At 34.8% G+C, this 17594-nt stretch carries 13 protein-coding genes; 9 read left to right on the top strand and 4 right to left on the bottom strand.

Annotated elements, in window-relative coordinates; genetic code table 11:
• Window positions 1–99: 99 nt before the first annotated feature.
• The 3 genes from JOD96_RS20750 to JOD96_RS20740 form a co-directional block, all read right to left on the bottom strand.
• Entirely contained in the window at window positions 100–912 is an 813-nt protein-coding gene (locus JOD96_RS20750; protein WP_245188466.1) for a helix-turn-helix domain-containing protein, read from the bottom strand.
• 68 nt (window positions 913–980) lie between these two features.
• Window positions 981–2396 carry an aldehyde dehydrogenase family protein gene (locus JOD96_RS20745; protein WP_209566143.1) on the bottom strand — a complete coding sequence of 472 codons (1416 nt, stop codon included), beginning with the start codon at window positions 2394–2396 and terminating at the stop codon, window positions 981–983.
• A 175-nt stretch (window positions 2397–2571) separates the two neighbouring features.
• Window positions 2572–3396, bottom strand: a complete 825-nt coding sequence (locus JOD96_RS20740; protein WP_209566142.1) for a universal stress protein — start codon at window positions 3394–3396, stop codon at window positions 2572–2574.
• Between the two features lie 175 nt (window positions 3397–3571).
• On the opposite strand from JOD96_RS20740, the gene rimP reads away from it, so the two are divergent.
• From rimP to infB, 3 genes are read left to right on the top strand one after another with little or no spacing between them, the layout of a single operon-like run.
• Window positions 3572–4036, top strand: a complete 465-nt coding sequence (gene rimP, locus JOD96_RS20735) for a ribosome assembly cofactor RimP (RefSeq protein ID WP_209566141.1) — start codon at window positions 3572–3574, stop codon at window positions 4034–4036.
• Between the two features lie 13 nt (window positions 4037–4049).
• Entirely contained in the window at window positions 4050–5303 is a 1254-nt protein-coding gene (gene nusA / locus JOD96_RS20730) for a transcription termination factor NusA (RefSeq protein ID WP_017498147.1), read from the top strand.
• Between the two features lie 58 nt (window positions 5304–5361).
• Window positions 5362–8244 (top strand): translation initiation factor IF-2, encoded by a 2883-nt coding sequence (gene infB / locus JOD96_RS20725; protein WP_209566140.1) that lies wholly within the window; start codon window positions 5362–5364, stop codon window positions 8242–8244.
• A gap of 239 nt (window positions 8245–8483) precedes the next feature.
• On the opposite strand, the gene JOD96_RS20720 is transcribed toward infB, so the two are convergent.
• A complete protein-coding gene (locus JOD96_RS20720) occupies window positions 8484–8873 on the bottom strand; it encodes an SPOR domain-containing protein (RefSeq protein ID WP_209566139.1) in 390 nt (129 codons plus the stop codon).
• 219 nt (window positions 8874–9092) lie between these two features.
• Here JOD96_RS20720 and JOD96_RS20715 point away from each other — a divergent pair, with 219 nt between their 5' ends.
• From JOD96_RS20715 to JOD96_RS20690, 6 genes are read left to right on the top strand one after another with little or no spacing between them, the layout of a single operon-like run.
• Window positions 9093–10436: a c-type cytochrome gene (locus JOD96_RS20715; RefSeq protein ID WP_209566138.1), complete on the top strand. Its 1344-nt coding sequence runs from the start codon at window positions 9093–9095 to the stop codon at window positions 10434–10436.
• Between the two features lie 32 nt (window positions 10437–10468).
• Window positions 10469–13528 carry a TAT-variant-translocated molybdopterin oxidoreductase gene (locus JOD96_RS20710; protein ID WP_209566137.1) on the top strand — a complete coding sequence of 1020 codons (3060 nt, stop codon included), beginning with the start codon at window positions 10469–10471 and terminating at the stop codon, window positions 13526–13528.
• A gap of 37 nt (window positions 13529–13565) precedes the next feature.
• Entirely contained in the window at window positions 13566–14966 is a 1401-nt protein-coding gene (nrfD, locus tag JOD96_RS20705; protein ID WP_209566136.1) for an NrfD/PsrC family molybdoenzyme membrane anchor subunit, read from the top strand.
• A complete protein-coding gene (locus tag JOD96_RS20700; RefSeq protein WP_209566135.1) occupies window positions 14959–15483 on the top strand; it encodes a DUF3341 domain-containing protein in 525 nt (174 codons plus the stop codon). The genes nrfD and JOD96_RS20700 overlap by 8 nt, the downstream gene beginning before the upstream one ends.
• 8 nt (window positions 15484–15491) lie before the next feature.
• Window positions 15492–16037, top strand: coding sequence for a c-type cytochrome (locus JOD96_RS20695; RefSeq protein ID WP_209566134.1), 546 nt, complete (start codon window positions 15492–15494; stop codon window positions 16035–16037).
• Window positions 16038–16064: 27 nt separating this feature from the next.
• Window positions 16065–17591 (top strand): quinol:cytochrome C oxidoreductase, encoded by a 1527-nt coding sequence (locus tag JOD96_RS20690; RefSeq protein ID WP_209566133.1) that lies wholly within the window; start codon window positions 16065–16067, stop codon window positions 17589–17591.
• Window positions 17592–17594 lie beyond the last annotated feature (3 nt).

Below are 17594 nucleotides of genomic sequence, written 5' to 3'. Positions count from 1 at the left end.
TGAGAAGGTCAATAAAAGAATCCTGCATTTCTATGTGTTTTTAAAATACAAATATCTAGATTTTAATATTTCCCCACAACAATATGTATTGATCCGAATTTACTTTGAAAATAGAGAGGAAGGAACAATTCCAAACTTCTTTTTGAAAGAAAAAGAAAAATGAGATAAATCTTCAAAACCGACACTTAAATAAACTTCTGACGGTGCTTTCCCTTTTTCTTTAATAAGATAATAAGCTTCCTGAAGCCTTTTGTTTAAAAGCCAATGTCCGGGTGTTTCCTGAAATACCTTCTGGAAATCTCTTTTAAAAGTGGCTAAACTTCTTCCTGTCAGGTAGGCAAAACGGGTTAAGTGTACATTAAAGTGAAAATTCTTATTCATAAAAGCTTCAAGGTCAATTTTTCCAGGCTCATTAAAATCAAACAAAACATCTTTAAGTTCGGGATTTACTTTTAATAAAAGATGAACAGCTTCCTTGATTTTTAAATTAAATAAAACCTCATTATTTTCCTGTTCGACTTCTAAATAAGAAATCAGTGAAGTCATGAAAGATTGGTATAAAGGGTGAGGGTTTAACTGAATTATAATTCCGTCCTGAGGTTTTTTGTCAATTGTCAATTTGTATTCCTGATAAATTTCACGTAGAATTTCCTGATCCAAAAACAAAGATATAACTTTAAATTCACCTCCCTCTGGTGGAATTTTTACAAATTTGGCCAAATGATTTCTTCTGCTAATGCGGAAATCACCGGGCTTTGAATGATAATTTTTTTTCCAGTCAGAAGCAATCATTTCACCCGAAATCTGATAGCTAAACACGTGTTCTGGTATAAAGTGTTCCCCTTCGCGGCTGCGCGTATAATAACAAGAATATACTATTTTTGGTTTTGCGTCTGTTTTGATCATTGTCATAATGTAAAATTACGAAAAAAAATAGAGGAAGCTTTTGATCTCAAACTTCCTCTATTTTTAAAATTTATTTATCTAATTAGGGTTCTTGGTTCAAGATAAGCTTCAAGACCTATTGTTCCAAATTCTCTTCCGATTCCTGATTGTTTAAATCCTCCAAACGGCGCCATCGGATCATGCCCAATTTTATTTATCTGAACGCGCCCTGCCTGTAGTTGTGACGCAACTTTGTATGCTCGGTCTTTATTTGAAGAACTTACATAGGCTTGTAATCCGTAAGTTGTGTCATTGGCGATTTCAACAGCTTCTACTTCAGTTTTGTAAGTAATAATAGACAGAACTGGTCCGAAAATTTCTTCTCGTGCAATTCGCATTTGATTGTTTACATTTACAAATACAGTAGGTTTTACAAAGTTTCCGTCTTCTAATCCTTCGGGTTTTCCTAAACCACCAATGAGAATTTCTGCACCTTCGTTAATTCCGGTTTGAATATAATTTTGTACTCGCTCATATTGCTTTTTACTTACCATTGGGCCAACAGCTGTTATTTGATTTTTAGGATCACCAACGATAGTTTTTGATACTATCTCTGAAACCAAAGTTTTTACTTCTTCCAATTTGTTTTCAGGAACCAAAAGACGCGTCCCTGCAATGCAGGCTTGTCCGCTGTTCATGAAGGCGGCTGCAATTGCCATCGGAATAGCTTTTGATAAATTGGCATCATCAAGGATAACATTTGGTGATTTTCCTCCAAGCTCCAATGTTACACGTTTCATAGTATCAACGGCTTGTTTTGCAATCATCTTTCCGACCATTGTTGATCCTGTAAATGAAATTTTTGAAATATCCGGATTTCGACTGATTTCTGCTCCAACCACTTCGCCTAATCCATTTACTACGTTGTAAACTCCTTTTGGTAATCCTGCTTCATGAAAGCATTCTAAAATTAACTGAGTTTGCTGTGCGCTCATTTCGCTGGGTTTAATTACAACAGTGCATCCTGCAGCAATAGCGGTTGCTAATTTTCCGCAAATAAACCCATTGCTTGAGTTCCACGGAATAATAATTCCCACTACTCCAATTGGTTCCATTTGAACTTCTGATTCGCCCATTATTTTTTTAAAAGAATAAGTATTTAATAGTGTTATGGCTGAGTTGAAACTACCTATCATGTAATCGAAACTGACTGATGCAAATTGAAAGGTTCCGCCATATTCCTCAACCATTACATTAACAAAATCCTGTTTTCTATTCTCGATAGAGGCTTTTAATTTTTGTAAATATTCAATTCGTTCTTCAATTGTTGTTTTTGAGAAAGTTTTAAATGCTTTTTTAGCCACGGCAATTGCGTCGATTGCATCTTCTTTATTTCCTAAAATTACCTCGCCTAATTTTTTATTTGTAGTAGGACTGATAAGTTCAAAACGTTCATTTCCTCTTGGGCTCACAAACGCTCCATTAATATAAATTTTGTCAATTGTTTTCATGTTGTTTTATTAATGATTTATTTGACAAAGTTCAGGAAGAATATTAATTTCTACTTTGTTCAAAAGCTCAAGTTGACTTTGTTTAAAAGCTCAGTTTTTTTACGCTTTTTATAAATAAAAAAGCTTCCCGTCTGAGAAGCTTTTAATTTTGTAAAGTGTAATTTTTCAACATAAATTAAATTTTAAACATAATAACAGGTTTTATAGCATGATTTACAAGTCCTTCACTTATACTTCCGTTAAAAAAGTGAGCAAAACCAGTTCTGCCATGGGTACACATTCCTATGATGTCTGCATTAATTGCATTTGAAAAATTTAGAATACCTTTTTCAATATTGGTATCGTTGTAAATGTGAGTCGAATAATTTGTAAGATCAAATTCAGCAATAAACTCATTCATAGCTTTTTCGATTACATGGGTCGGTTTAAAGCTGTTTGGTGTGCAAATTGTAACCAAGTGTAATTTTGAGTCAAAAACTTTTATAAATTTCAAAAGTTTTTCAAACGGTTTTTTGCTTTCGTAAGTAAAATCTGAGGCAAATACAATATTAGCAGGATTGAAATTTGAAATATCTTTTTTGATGACCAAAACCGGGATATCAGATTTTCTGACAACTTTTTCAGTAGTAGAACCTATTAATAATTCGTCAACTCCTGAGGTTCCATGTGATCCCATTACAATTAAATCAATTTCATAATCTTTGCTTACTTGTGTAATACCATGAATAGGTTTGTCCATTTTTACAATTTCAGTTACGGTAATTCCATCGAGAAAAGGTCTTGTAGAAACTTCGTCAAGCATTTCGTTGGCTTTTCTCATAAAGAGCATGGTTTCCGGTATGCTTGCGCTTCCTGTAATGGCGTCATTCATGTCGTGAGGCAGCTCGAGCATATGTAGGACAATGATTTCAGAATCGTTTTTTTTAGCGATTTGTGCTGCAGCTTTCAAAGCATCTTCCGCATGTTTTGAGAAGTCAGTAGGTACTAGAATTCGTTTCATATCTTTAGGTGTTAAATAATGTGAAAATTCTTTTCTTTTTATGCTACTATAAAGATAAGAAATATTTTAGGGTAATCTATTTATTTTGATTTATAAAAAAATCACTATATTTGCACCGTTATTTATTAAAATCTAAATAATGAGGGGACTAAGTGTCCCCTCTTTTTATAAAATTATGACATTTAAAGAAAAAGTAAACACATTAATCTCAGAAGCACTTCTGGAAAAACCGTCAGTCTTTTTGATTGACCTTTCTATTTCGGATTCTTTTAAAATTAGTGTCGGTTTAGACGGAGATAACGGAGTGGCGCTGCAGGATTGTATCGATATAAGCCGTGCAATCGAGAATAACCTGGATCGTGAAGAACAGGATTTTTCTCTCGAAGTAGCATCAGTTGGAGTAGGATCGCCTTTGAAATTAATAAGACAATACAAGAAAAATATTGGTAGAACGTTGATTGTTACTACAAATACTGAAAAAATTGAAGCAGAATTAGTGGAAGCTAACGATGTTTTTATAATTTTGTCTTGGGAAGCAAGAGAACCGAAAAAAGTAGGAAAAGGAAAAGAAACAGTTCAAAAAGAGCAACAAATACCTTATACAGAAATTAAAGAGGCAATTGTTACAGTAACATTTTAATTAAAGAATTCGCATGGAAAATTTAGCATTAATCGATTCATTCTCAGAGTTTAAAGATAATAAACTTATTGATCGTGTAACGCTTATGGCAATTTTAGAGGACGTGTTTAGAAATGCATTGAAGAAAAAATACGGTTCTGATGACAACTTCGATATTATCATTAATCCTGACAAAGGAGATATGGAGATTTGGAGAAGAAGAGTAATTGTTGCTGACGAAGATCTTGATTTTGAAAATGAAGAAATTACTTTGACTGAAGCAAGAATGATCGAAGCCGATTTTGAAATTGGTGAAGAAGTTTCTGAAGAAGTAAAATTGATTGATTTAGGAAGAAGAGCTATTTTGGCTTTGCGTCAAAATTTAATATCAAAAATACACGAACACGATAATACTAATCTTTATAAGCAATTTAAAGATATTATTGGCGATATTTACACCGCAGAAGTACATCATGTGCGTCCAAGAGTTGTAATTTTGGTTGATGATGAAGGAAATGAAATTGTACTGCCAAAAGAAAAACAAATTCCATCTGACTTTTTCCGTAAAGGAGATAATGTTCGCGGAATTATTGAAAGCGTTGAATTAAAAGGAAATAAACCTCAAATTATTATGTCCAGAACTTCTGAGAAGTTTTTGGAAAAATTATTTGAACAAGAAATTCCGGAAGTTTTCGACGGTTTGATTACGGTTAAAAACGTAGTTCGTATTCCTGGTGAAAAAGCAAAAGTTGCGGTAGATTCTTATGATGACAGAATTGATCCGGTTGGAGCTTGTGTAGGAATGAAAGGATCTCGTATTCATGGAATTGTTCGTGAATTAGGAAATGAAAATATTGATGTAATTAACTATACAAATAATATTCAGTTGTTTATTACAAGAGCACTAAGTCCTGCAAAAGTTTCTTCAATTAAAATTGATGAAGAAAATAAAAGAGCTGAAGTTTTCTTGAAATTAGAAGAAGTTTCTAAAGCAATTGGTAGAGGAGGTCATAACATTAAATTAGCAGGTCAGTTAACCGGTTATGAATTAGATGTAATTCGTGAAGGGGATGTTGCGGGTGCAACTGCAGACGAAGATGATGTTGAATTAACAGAGTTTTCAGATGAAATCGAAGGCTGGGTAATAGAAGAGTTTGCTAAAATAGGTTTAGATACTGCAAAAAGTATTTTAAAACAAGAAGTAGAAGATTTAGTAAGAAGAACAGATTTAGAAGAGGAAACAATTCTTGATGTTATGAAGATACTAAAAGAAGAGTTTGATAGTTAGTAAATAACTAAGGTCTGCTCTAACAACACAAGAAAAAAGGTAATAATAAAAAGGTTATATGTCTGAAGAGAGAGTAATAAGAATAAACAAGGTTTTAAGGGAATTAAATATTTCGTTAGAAAGAGCTGTTGATTATCTAAAAGATAAGGGAATTGCCATTGATGCAAATCCAAATGCAAAAATTTCTGATAGCGAATTTAATATCCTACAAAGCCAATTTGCGGGCGATAAGGGGAATAAGGAAGCTTCTAAAGAGGTTGGAGAAGAGAAAAGAAAAGAAAAAGAAGCGCTGCGTGTAGAACGTGAGAAAGAAATTGAAGACAAACGCAGACAAGATGAGGAGCGCCAAAAACAACAGGAAGTTATAAAAGCAAGAGCTGTTGTAACAGGGCCTGTTCAGGTTGGTAAAATTGATTTAAATCCAAAGAAACCTGCTGCTGTTTCTACACCAGAAGAGCCTGCTAAAGTTGAAGAACCAAAAGCTGTCGTTACTCCTCCTGTTCAAACAGAAAAACCAGTTCAGAAAGAAATTGTGCAGCCAGCAGACTCAGTTGTTGCTCCTGTAGTTTCTGAAGAAAAAAAGGTAGAAAAACCTATTATTACTGAGAAAAAAGAGGTGAAAGCTGAAAATACTAAAGTAGCTCAGGAGCCGGTTGTTTCAACTGATCCTGCAACTGCCGAAGAGACAATCACGACACAATATCAAAAGTTATCAGGAACTACTCTTACGGGTCAGACAATTGATTTATCTCAATTTAATAAACCTAAGAAAAAGAAAGAAGATCCAAAAATAACTCCAAATAAGCCGGGAGCTCCGGGAGCCGGAAACAACGCTAATAAAAATAAGCGTAAAAGAATTGCTCCTAAGCCAGGTACTCCGGGTGCTCCAAAACCTGCAACAGGTAACGCACCAGGAACTCCAAATCCTAATAAAATTACACCAAATACTGGTGGCGGAGGCTTTAATGCTAACAGAAGTGCAAGACCTGGTTTTGTAAAAGGAAACCGTCCTGCAATTGTGGCAAAAGTTGAGCCTACAGAAGAGGAAGTAAAAAACCAAATTAGAGAAACCCTTGAAAAACTTCAGGGTAAAGGAGGAAAATCTAAAGCGGCTAAATACAGAAGAGATAAAAGAGAAACACACCGTCAGAAATCTGATGATGAGCAAAGAGCACTTGACGAAGGAAGTAAAACTATTAAAGTTACAGAATTTGTTACAGTTGGTGAAATTGCAATCATGATGGATGTGCCAATTACCAAAGTGATTGGAACTTGTATGTCTCTTGGAATCATGGTTACCATGAACCAGCGTTTAGATGCTGAAACTTTAACTATTGTAGCCGATGAATTTGGTTACGAAGTTGAATTTATCACAGTTGATATCGAAGAAGCTATTGAAGTAGTTGAAGATAGAGAAGAAGATTTAGTAGTTAGAGCACCTATTGTTACTGTAATGGGTCACGTCGATCACGGTAAGACATCTTTGCTGGATTATATCCGTAAAGAAAATGTTATTGCAGGTGAATCAGGAGGTATTACACAGCACATCGGAGCTTATGGAGTAACATTAGATAATGGTCAGAAAATTGCATTTCTGGATACACCAGGTCACGAGGCGTTTACCGCGATGCGTGCACGTGGAGCTCAGGTTACCGATATCGCTATTATTGTAGTAGCTGCAGATGATGATATCATGCCACAAACAAAAGAAGCAATATCTCACGCACAAGCTGCAGGAGTGCCAATTATATTTGCAATCAATAAGATTGATAAGCCAAATGCCAATGTTGAAAAAATTAAAGAGCGTTTAGCTGGTATGAATTTACTTGTAGAAGATTGGGGTGGAAAAATTCAGTCACATGATATTTCTGCAAAAGTCGGAACAGGAGTTAAGGAATTATTAGAAAAAGTTTTATTAGAAGCAGAGATATTAGATTTAAAATCAAATCCAAATAAAGCTGCTCAGGGAACAGTAGTTGAAGCTTTCTTAGATAAAGGAAAAGGATATGTTTCTACAATTTTAGTTCAGCATGGAACTTTAAAGATTGGAGATTATATGTTGGCAGGAAAGCATCATGGAAAAATTAAAGCAATGCATGATGAAAGAGGACACGCTGTATTACAAGCAGGTCCTTCGACTCCAGTTTCTGTTTTAGGTTTGGACGGAGCTGCTACTGCAGGTGATAAGTTTAATGTATTTGAAGATGAAAAAGAAGCAAAACAAATTGCATCTAAACGTTCTCAATTAATGCGTGAACAATCTGTACGTACACAAAGACATATTACACTTGATGAAATTGGACGTCGTATTGCTCTTGGCCAGTTTAAAGAATTAAACGTTATCCTTAAAGGAGACGTTGATGGATCTGTTGAAGCATTATCAGATTCGTTCTCTAAATTGTCTACTGAGGAAGTTCAAATTAATATCATTCATAAAGGTGTTGGTGCGATTACTGAAACTGACGTTAATTTAGCTTCTGCATCAGATGCTATTATTATCGGATTTAACGTTCGTCCAGCAGGTAATGCCAGACAACTTGCAGATAAAGAAGAAATCGATATCCGTTATTATTCTATTATCTATGCTGCTATCGACGACTTGAAAGATGCGATGGAAGGAATGTTAGCGCCAGAGATGAAAGAAGAAATTTTAGGAACTGCTGAAATCCGTGAGATTTTCAAAATCTCTAAAGTTGGTTCTATTGCAGGATGTATGGTTACAGATGGTAAGATTTTAAGAACTTCTAAAATAAGAGTAATCAGGGATGGAGTAGTAGTGCATACGGGTGAGCTTGTTGCCTTGAAACGTTTCAAAGATGATGTTAAAGAAGTGACTAAAGGATATGATTGTGGTATTCAAATAAAAGGATTCAATGATATCGAAGAAAGAGATGTTATTGAAGCATACCATGAAGTTGCTATTAAAAAGAAATTAAAATAATATTTAATATTTAGAAAAATCCTCAATGAAAATTGAGGATTTTTTTTGGACTAGTTTGGTTGTAAATGGCTATTATTTAATCTTAATATTTGATGTGTGTTTTATTTTTAATGAGGCTTGTAATTGAAAATGCGAACGCCCCTAATTTGAAATAAAAACATTGATTGATAGGTAAAGGCAGTTAAAATAGAATAAAAAAACCACTTAAAAAGTGGTTTTAAAAACGTGTTCATGTTGTCTTATCTGCCTGGTTTTATTAAAAAGACACTTTTGTATCTTTTTTTAATTTCGACCAAATTTCGCTCCGCTTCAATTCTTGTTTTAAAATTTCCAACCATCACTTTATAATTAGGTGTGTTGAAAATTATGGTGCCATCAATGTTGGTGTACTCTCTTCTAAAATCAGTCAATGTTTTTTTGGCCTCTTCGCTTTTCCCGCTAAAAATTTGAATTCTATAGGTGTCGTTTGTACTTATTGATGTGTTAATTTTACGTTTGTCATTAAGCAATTGTTCAAATTTAGGGTCTTGATTGAGTGTTAAATTTTGATCCTGAGCATGAATATTATATGCTAAAACTAGCATAGGGAATGTTAAGAAAACTCTTTTGGACGGGGTTAAAATTCTCATAATGTGATGGTTTTTATGCAAAAATAGTATTTAAAGTTTATATTGAAAATTTCAATATTATTTAGAATTGATATAAATTGATATTTAAGAGTATTTTAAGGTTTTGAGAATAGTTCATAAGTCGTATTTTTGTGCAAGTTTTAAAAGAAGGTGTCGATTTTTTATTGTTTTTAGTACAGAAAAAATCATACCAAAAATTAGTAGATAATTTTATACTATATGAAAAAGGTGGGTAACCATAATTCGATCTCAAGAAAATTGATGCTTAGCTTGTCGCTAACGCTGATTTTCTCCCTAACTTCATTTGCTCAAGATCCTGCTGCTGCTGCTCCGGCCGCTACAGAAGCTGCTGCTGCTCCGGCTGCAACTGCTGGAGGTGATCCAGTAAAAGGGAAAGAACTTTTTAATGCAAATTGCGCTGCATGTCACAAATTAGATGCTAAGTCAACTGGTCCTGCTCTACGAGGAGTAGCTGCTAAGCATGATAAAGAGTGGCTTTATAAATGGGTGCACAACAGCTCTGATATGATTAAATCAGGCGATGCTGTTGCAGTTAAACTTTTTGAAGAAAACAATAAGGCTGTAATGACCTCTTTTCCTCAATTATCAGAAGGTGATATTGATAATATTATCGCTTACACATCTGAAGTAAAAGCTGAACCGGCTGCTGGTGCGTCGGGAACTGATAAGCTGCCTACAGGTGGTTCTCAGGAGGGAAGCGGAATTTCTAATAATATTATTTTAGGAGCTCTTGCTCTTGTGATGGCTATTTTAGTTGTTATGTTGTTTATGGTAAACAAAGTATTAACTAAAGTTGCTAGTAATAATGGTATTGTAGTTGCTCCTAGAGAAGCAAGAACGCCAATCTGGAAAGCTTTTGCTAAAAATCAATTTTTAGTACTGGTTACTTCTATATTTTTGCTTTTAGCAAGTGGTTATTTTGTTTATGGATACTTAATGCAAGTTGGTGTAGATCAAAATTACGAGCCAATTCAGCCAATACACTATTCTCATAAAATTCACGCAGGAGACAACGAGATCAATTGTAAATATTGTCACTCTGCTTCACGTGTGAGTAAAACTGCAGGTATTCCATCTTTGAATGTTTGTATGAACTGTCATAAAAATATTTCTGAAGTTGCTGAAACTACAGCTACAGCTGAGTATAGCAAAGCATTTTATGATGGAGAAATTCAAAAGTTATATGATGCAGTTGGATGGGATAAAACTAAACAAGCTTATACAGGGAAAACTAAGCCTGTAAAATGGGTTCGCATTCATAATTTACCTGATTTCGTATATTTCAATCACTCACAGCACGTTTCTGTTGCTGGAATTGAATGTCAGACTTGTCATGGGCCAGTTCAGGAATTTGAGATCATGAAGCAATATTCTAAATTAACAATGGGATGGTGTGTAGATTGCCATAGAAAAACTGATGTTAAAATGGAAGGAAATGCATATTATGATAAAATTCATGCTGAACTTTCTAAAAAATACGGTGTAGAAAAATTGACTGCAGCGCAAATGGGAGGTTTAGAATGCGGTAAATGCCACTATTAATCGAATTATTAAGATTTTAATATTTATATACAATGTCATCAAACAAAAAATACTGGAAAAGTGTTGAAGAACTAGAAAATGGTTCTATTGTTGAGGCGCTTAGAAATAACGAATTTGTTGAAGAAATTCCTACTGATGAATTCTTAGGAAATGCAGATGCTTTAGCAACATCTGGAACTTCACGTCGTGACTTTTTAAAGTACGTAGGGTTTAGTACTGCAGCGGTAACGCTTGCTGCCTGCGAAGGTCCTGTTCACAAGTCTATCCCTTATGTGTTACAACCAGAACAAATCATTCCTGGAGTTGCAGATTACTACGCAACAACTGTTTTTGATGGTTTTGATTTTGCAAACCTTTTAGTGAAAACTCGTGAAGGTCGTCCAATTAAAATTGAAAACAATACTATCGCCGGGGCTAAGTTTTCGGCTAATGCAAGAATTCATGCGTCTATTTTGTCATTGTATGACAGTATGCGTCTGAAAGAGCCTAAAGATGCCGGTAAAAATACTAGCTGGTCTGCTGTAGATTTAAAAATTAAATCTAGTATAGCGGAGGCAAAAGCAAAAGGTAGTCAGGTGGTTTTGCTAACAAATACTTTGGCGAGCCCATCTACTGAAAAATTAATTGCTGAATTTATTGCTAAAAACCCAAATGCTAAGCATGTTGTATATGATGCAGTTTCATCATCTGAGGCATTAGATGCATTTCAAACGGTTTACGGTGAAAGAGCTTTAGTTGATTATGATTTTTCAAAAGCTTCATTAATTGTTTCTGTTGGTGCAGATTTCTTAGGAGACTGGCAAGGTGGTGGATACGATTCTGGATATGCAAAAGGGCGTATTCCTCAAAACGGAAAAATGTCTCGTCATTTCCAATTCGAATCAAACATGACATTATCTGGAGCTGCTGCTGATAAGCGTATTCCAATGAGTACAGCTGATCAAAAACAAGCTTTAGTTCAAATATATAATATAGTTGCAGGTGCTTCTGTTCCAGTTTCATTAGAAGCTAAATTTAAAACAGAAGTTGTTAAGGCTGCTCAGCAATTAAAAGCTGCTGGTTCAAAAGGAGTTTTAGTATCTGGAATTGAAGATAAAAATGCTCAACTGTTAGTTTTGGCTATCAATCAGGCATTAGCCAGCGAATCTTTTAGTACTGCTGGTGCAAGACAAATTAGAAAAGGTTCTAATGCTGCTATTGCTCAATTGATAAAAGATATGAATGCAGGAAGCGTTCATACTTTAATTATGAGTGGTGTTAACCCTGTTTATACATTAGCTGATTCTGCTGCTTTTGAAGCAGGATTGAAAAAAGTAAAAACATCAGTTGCTTTTTCTTTAAAAGAAGACGAAACTGCATCTGTTAGTACTATTGCTGCTCCAGTTACTCACTACTTAGAAGCATGGGGTGATGTTGAAATAACAAAAGGAACTTATAGTTTGACTCAGCCAACTATTCGTCCTATTTTTAATACAAAACAATTTCAAGACGTTTTATTATCACTAAACGGAATTCCTGGAACTTTCTACGATTATATTAAAGCTAATTCAGTTAGTATTATTGTTGGTTCTTCTTGGAATAAAGTTTTGCATGATGGTGTTTTTGTAGTTGGTTCTGCTGCCTTATCCGGAGGTGCTGTTGATTATGCAGCTGCTGCAAATGCAGTTTCAAAATCAAAACCAGCCGGAGAATTTGAGTTAGTATTATATACTAAAACAGGAATGGGTGACGGACAACAGGCTAATAACCCTTGGTTACAAGAGTTCCCGGATCCAATCACAAGAGTTTCCTGGGATAACTATGTTACAGTTTCAAATGCAGATGCAAAAAAGCTTGGTTTAACAAATGAAATTGTTGCTAACGGTGGTTTGAATGGTAGCTATGCTACAATTACAACAGCTGATGGCGTTAAGTTAGAAAACGTTCCGGTAATTGTTCAACCAGGTCAGGCTGTTGGTACAGTTGGTATGGCTGTAGGTTACGGACGTAAAGCAGCTTTGAAAGAAGAAATGCAAGTAGGTTTAAATGCTTACGCTTTATATAAAAACTTTAATAGTGTTCAGGCTATTTCAATTGCGAAAGCAAATGGAGAACATGAGTTTGCTTGTGTTCAGGGTCAGAAAACATTAATGGGTAGAGGTGATATTATTAAAGAAACTACCCTTGAAATATTTAACTCTAAAGATGCAGAACATTGGAACGAACAACCAATGGTATCTTTAGATCACCAGGAAGTTGAAGCTACAACTGTAGATTTGTGGGAGTCATTTGATCGTTCGACAGGACATCACTTTAATCTTTCAATCGACTTAAATGCTTGTACAGGATGTGGAGCATGTGTTATTGCTTGTCACGCTGAAAACAATGTACCTGTTGTAGGTAAGGCAGAAGTTAGAAGAAGTCGTGATATGCACTGGTTGCGTATTGACAGATACTATTCTTCTGAAAGTACTTTTGAAGGTGATAATGAAAGAAAAGAGAATATTGCTGGTTTATCAAGTTCATTGTCTACATTTAATGAAATGGAAAAAGCTGGGGATAACCCGCAAGTTGCTTTCCAGCCAGTTATGTGTCAACACTGTAATCACGCACCTTGTGAAACAGTTTGTCCGGTAGCTGCAACATCTCATGGACGTCAAGGTCAAAACCATATGGCATATAACAGATGTGTAGGAACTCGTTACTGTGCAAACAACTGTCCATATAAAGTTCGTCGTTTTAACTGGTTCTTGTATAACAAAAACAGTGAATTCGATTATCATATGAATGATGATTTAGGTCGTATGGTATTGAATCCAGACGTAAACGTTCGTTCTCGTGGAGTTATGGAAAAATGTTCTTTCTGTATTCAAAGTACTCAGGCTGTTATTCTTCAGGCAAAACGTGAAGGCAGAGTAGTAGCTAAAGATGAATTTAATAATGCTTGTGCATGTTCAGCTGCTTGTTCTTCCGGAGCAATGGTATTTGGAGATGTTAATGATAAAGAAAGTGAAGTTGCTAAACTTGCTGAAAGTGAAAGAATGTATCACTTATTAGAGCATGTTGGTACAAAACCAAACGTTTTCTATCATGTTAAAGTTAGAAACGTTTAGTAAAAATAATTATTAATTAGAAACAATATAAAGGATTATGTCGTCTCATTACGAAGCACCCATTAGAAAACCTTTAGTTATAGGTGATAAATCTTATCACGACGTAACAGTAGATGTAGCTGCTCCTGTAGAAGGACCTGCAAATAAGCAATGGTGGATTGTATTTTCTATCGCATTAATAGCCTTCCTTTGGGGTCTAGGCTGTATTATTTACACTGTATCTACCGGTATCGGAACATGGGGATTAAATAAAACAGTTGGCTGGGCTTGGGATATTACCAATTTCGTTTGGTGGGTAGGTATCGGTCACGCAGGAACCTTGATTTCTGCAGTATTATTACTTTTCCGTCAGCGTTGGAGAATGGCAATTAACCGTTCTGCAGAGGCAATGACTATTTTCTCAGTAGTTCAGGCAGGTTTATTTCCAATTATCCACATGGGTCGTCCATGGTTGGCATACTGGGTTTTACCTATTCCAAATCAATTTGGATCTTTATGGGTAAACTTTAACTCGCCATTACTTTGGGACGTATTTGCAATTTCAACGTATCTTTCGGTATCATTAGTTTTCTGGTGGACTGGTTTATTACCTGATTTCGCAATGCTACGTGATAGAGCCATAACACCTTTCAATAGAAGAGTATATTCTATCTTAAGTTTTGGATGGAGTGGAAGAGCTAAAGACTGGCAGCGTTTTGAAGAAGTATCCTTAGTATTAGCTGGTTTAGCTACTCCTCTTGTACTTTCTGTACACACGATTGTATCTATGGACTTTGCTACTTCTGTAATTCCGGGATGGCATACTACAATTTTCCCTCCATACTTCGTTGCTGGAGCGGTATTCTCAGGATTTGCAATGGTAAATACATTGTTGATCGTTATGAGAAAAGTTTCTAACCTTGAAGCGTACATTACATTACAACATATTGAATTAATGAATATCATTATTATGATCACTGGTTCTATTGTTGGTGTTGCTTACATCACTGAGTTATTTGTAGCTTGGTATTCAGGTGTAGAATATGAACAATATGCTTTCTTAAACAGAGCTACCGGACCTTACTGGTGGGCATATTGGTCAATGATGACTTGTAACGTTTTCTCTCCGCAGTTCATGTGGTTCAAAAAATTAAGAACAAGTATCATGTTTTCATTTATTATTTCGATTGTGGTAAACATCGGAATGTGGTTTGAAAGATTTGTAATTATTGTTACTTCTTTACATAGAGATTACCTTCCATCTTCTTGGACAATGTTCTCACCAACATTTGTTGATATTGGAATTTTCATTGGAACAATTGGTTTCTTCTTTGTATTGTTTTTATTATACTCTAGAACATTCCCTGTAATTGCTCAGGCGGAGGTAAAAACAATTTTGAAAGGAACAGGAGATAATTACATTAGAGAAAGAGCAAATAAAGATTCACATCATGAGTAATAAAGTAATATACGCCATTTATAATGACGATGATATTTTGATGGATGCAGTAAAGAAAACCAGAGCTGCTCATCATCATATTGAAGAGGTTTTTACTCCATTCCCAGTTCACGGATTGGATAAGGCTATGGGTTTAGCACCAACAAGATTAGCAATTTGTGCTTTCCTTTATGGATGTGTTGGTATTTCTGTTGCAACAACAATGATGAGTTATATCATGATTCATGACTGGCCACAGGATATCGGTGGAAAACCAAGTTTTAGTTTCATTCAAAATATGCCTTCTTTTGTGCCAATTATGTTTGAAATGACTGTGTTTTTTGCAGCACACTTAATGGTAATCACTTTTTACATGAGAAGTAGATTATGGCCATTTAAGCAAGCTGAAAATCCTGATGTAAGAACAACAGATGACCATTTTTTAATGGAAGTTGCTGTAAATGATAACGAAGCAGAACTTGTTTCTTTTTTCGAAGGTACAGGAGCTGTTGAAGTTAAAGTAATAGATAAGAATTAATTGTAGCTATGAAAAGGATATATAAAATAACACTTTTAGTTGGTATAACTATTTTAGTTTCATCTTGCCACAATAATTCGGCACCAAACTATCAGTATTTCCCAAACATGTATGAGTCTGTTGCTTACGAGCCTTACACAGAAGCAAATATATTTAAGGGAGGAAAAGAAGGACAGCTTCCTGTTGCAGGAACTATTAATAGAGGTTTTGAGCCTTATGAATATGAAAACTCAACTGCTGGTTACGAATTAGCTAAGGCTAATTTGAAATCTCCTTTGAGTGAAGAAGACAGAAATTCTGGAAAAGGAAAAGAACTTTTCGAAATTTATTGTATCAGTTGCCATGGTGCAACTGGAAACGGTAAAGGTAAATTGGTGGAGAGAGAGAAATTTCTTGGAGTGCCTAGCTATAAAGACAGAGTAATTACTGAAGGAAGTATCTTTCACGTTGAGACTTATGGTTTAAACGCAATGGGTTCACATGCAAATCAATTAAGTGCCCACGAACGTTGGTTAGTTGCTGACTATGTTCTAAAACTAAAAAGCCAATTATAATTGTTGAACAAACTGATCGTAATAGATATGTATACATTTTCAAGTAAATTAAAAACTTTTTCTATCATCCTAATGGCCCTTGGTATATTAGGAATTGGATATGGTTTTTTAACTGCTCCCAAAAACATTCAAGAGGTAGAAACTCTTCTAGCAAAAGAAGCATCAGAGCATGGTGGACATGGCGAAGCTGCTGCGGCACATCATGAGGAAAAAGCTGAAGCAGCAACAAACCACGCGGAAAAAATTGAAGCAGTTCATCATGAAGAAGCAAAAGAAGTGACTGCTACAGACACTGTAAGTAAAGATTCAGTTGTTGCAAATGGAGAAGTTACTCATGAAGTAAAATCTGAAGAAGCACATGAAACTGAAACTTCGGTTGCACATGATGTTAAAGAGAATAAACATGCTGAAGTTTCACATGAACATGACCCTAAAGAACATGCAGAACACGTTTTACATCAATTGCAAAACAAACCATGGTCTGCATTATATGTTGCTTGTATTTTCTTTTTACTTCTTTCTATGGGTGTTTTAGCATTTTATGCTATTCAACAAGTTGCTCAGGCAGGTTGGTCTCCGGTTTTGTTTAGAGTTATGCAGGGAATTACAGCTTATTTACCAGCTGGTTCGATAATCTTTTTTATTATTTTAGTTTTATGCGGACTTCATTTTAATCATATTTTTGTATGGTTAGGTGAAGGAGTAACTGATCCTAAAAGCCCTAATTATGATGCAATAATTGCAGGGAAATCAGGTTATTTGAATTTTCCTTTCTGGATTATTAGAGCAGCTGTGTTTTTAATAGGATGGAATTTATACCGTCATTTTTCAAGAAAAAATTGTTTGGCTCAAGATGAAGCTAATGATGATTTCTATTACAAAAAGAACTTTAAATTATCTGCAGGATTCTTAGTATTCTTCATTGTATCTGAATCTATTATGTCTTGGGATTGGATTATGTCATTTGATCCGCACTGGTTCAGTACTTTATTCGGATGGTATGTGTTTGCTTCGTTCTTCGTAAGTGGAATTACTGCAATTGCATTAGTAACAATTTATCTAAAATCTAAAGGATATTTAGAATATGTTAATACTAGCCACATTCACGATTTAGCTAAATTTATGTTTGGTATTAGTGTTTTCTGGACATATTTATGGTTTTCTCAATTCATGTTGATTTGGTATGCTAACATTCCAGAAGAGGTAACTTATTTTGTAACAAGAATTCAATTATATAATCTGCCTTTCTTTGGAGCTGTTGTTATGAACTTTGTTTTCCCATTGTTGATATTAATCAATACAGATTTCAAACGTCTTAGCTGGGTTATCGTTATGGCTGGTACTGTTATCTTATTAGGTCACTATGTTGATTTCTTTAATATGATTATGCCTGGAACAGTTGGAGATAAATGGTTTATTGGAGTTCCTGAAATTGCATCTATTCTTTTCTTCTTAGGTTTATTTATTTTTATTGTATTTACTGCATTAACTAAATCTCCTTTGCTTGCAAAAAGAAATCCTTTCATTGAAGAAAGTAAACATTTTCATTATTAATAT

Origin of the sequence: Flavobacterium sp. 1355, assembly GCF_017833415.1 — a bacterium.
Lineage (GTDB): Bacteria > Bacteroidota > Bacteroidia > Flavobacteriales > Flavobacteriaceae > Flavobacterium.
This window is presented reverse-complemented; position numbering and strand designations above follow the sequence as displayed.

Excerpts from the sequence above, each read along its gene's own strand:
- JOD96_RS20750 (WP_245188466.1), bottom strand. The coding sequence starts at position 912 with ATGACAATGATCAAAACAGACGCAAAACCAAAAATAGTATATTCTTGT.
- JOD96_RS20745 (WP_209566143.1), bottom strand. The coding sequence starts at position 2,396 with ATGAAAACAATTGACAAAATTTATATTAATGGAGCGTTTGTGAGCCCA.
- JOD96_RS20740 (WP_209566142.1), bottom strand. The coding sequence starts at position 3,396 with ATGAAACGAATTCTAGTACCTACTGACTTCTCAAAACATGCGGAAGAT.
- rimP (WP_209566141.1), top strand. The coding sequence starts at position 3,572 with ATGACATTTAAAGAAAAAGTAAACACATTAATCTCAGAAGCACTTCTG.
- nusA (WP_017498147.1), top strand. The coding sequence starts at position 4,050 with ATGGAAAATTTAGCATTAATCGATTCATTCTCAGAGTTTAAAGATAAT.
- infB (WP_209566140.1), top strand. The coding sequence starts at position 5,362 with ATGTCTGAAGAGAGAGTAATAAGAATAAACAAGGTTTTAAGGGAATTA.
- JOD96_RS20720 (WP_209566139.1), bottom strand. The coding sequence starts at position 8,873 with ATGAGAATTTTAACCCCGTCCAAAAGAGTTTTCTTAACATTCCCTATG.
- JOD96_RS20715 (WP_209566138.1), top strand. The coding sequence starts at position 9,093 with ATGAAAAAGGTGGGTAACCATAATTCGATCTCAAGAAAATTGATGCTT.
- JOD96_RS20710 (WP_209566137.1), top strand. The coding sequence starts at position 10,469 with ATGTCATCAAACAAAAAATACTGGAAAAGTGTTGAAGAACTAGAAAAT.
- nrfD (WP_209566136.1), top strand. The coding sequence starts at position 13,566 with ATGTCGTCTCATTACGAAGCACCCATTAGAAAACCTTTAGTTATAGGT.
- JOD96_RS20700 (WP_209566135.1), top strand. The coding sequence starts at position 14,959 with ATGAGTAATAAAGTAATATACGCCATTTATAATGACGATGATATTTTG.
- JOD96_RS20695 (WP_209566134.1), top strand. The coding sequence starts at position 15,492 with ATGAAAAGGATATATAAAATAACACTTTTAGTTGGTATAACTATTTTA.
- JOD96_RS20690 (WP_209566133.1), top strand. The coding sequence starts at position 16,065 with ATGTATACATTTTCAAGTAAATTAAAAACTTTTTCTATCATCCTAATG.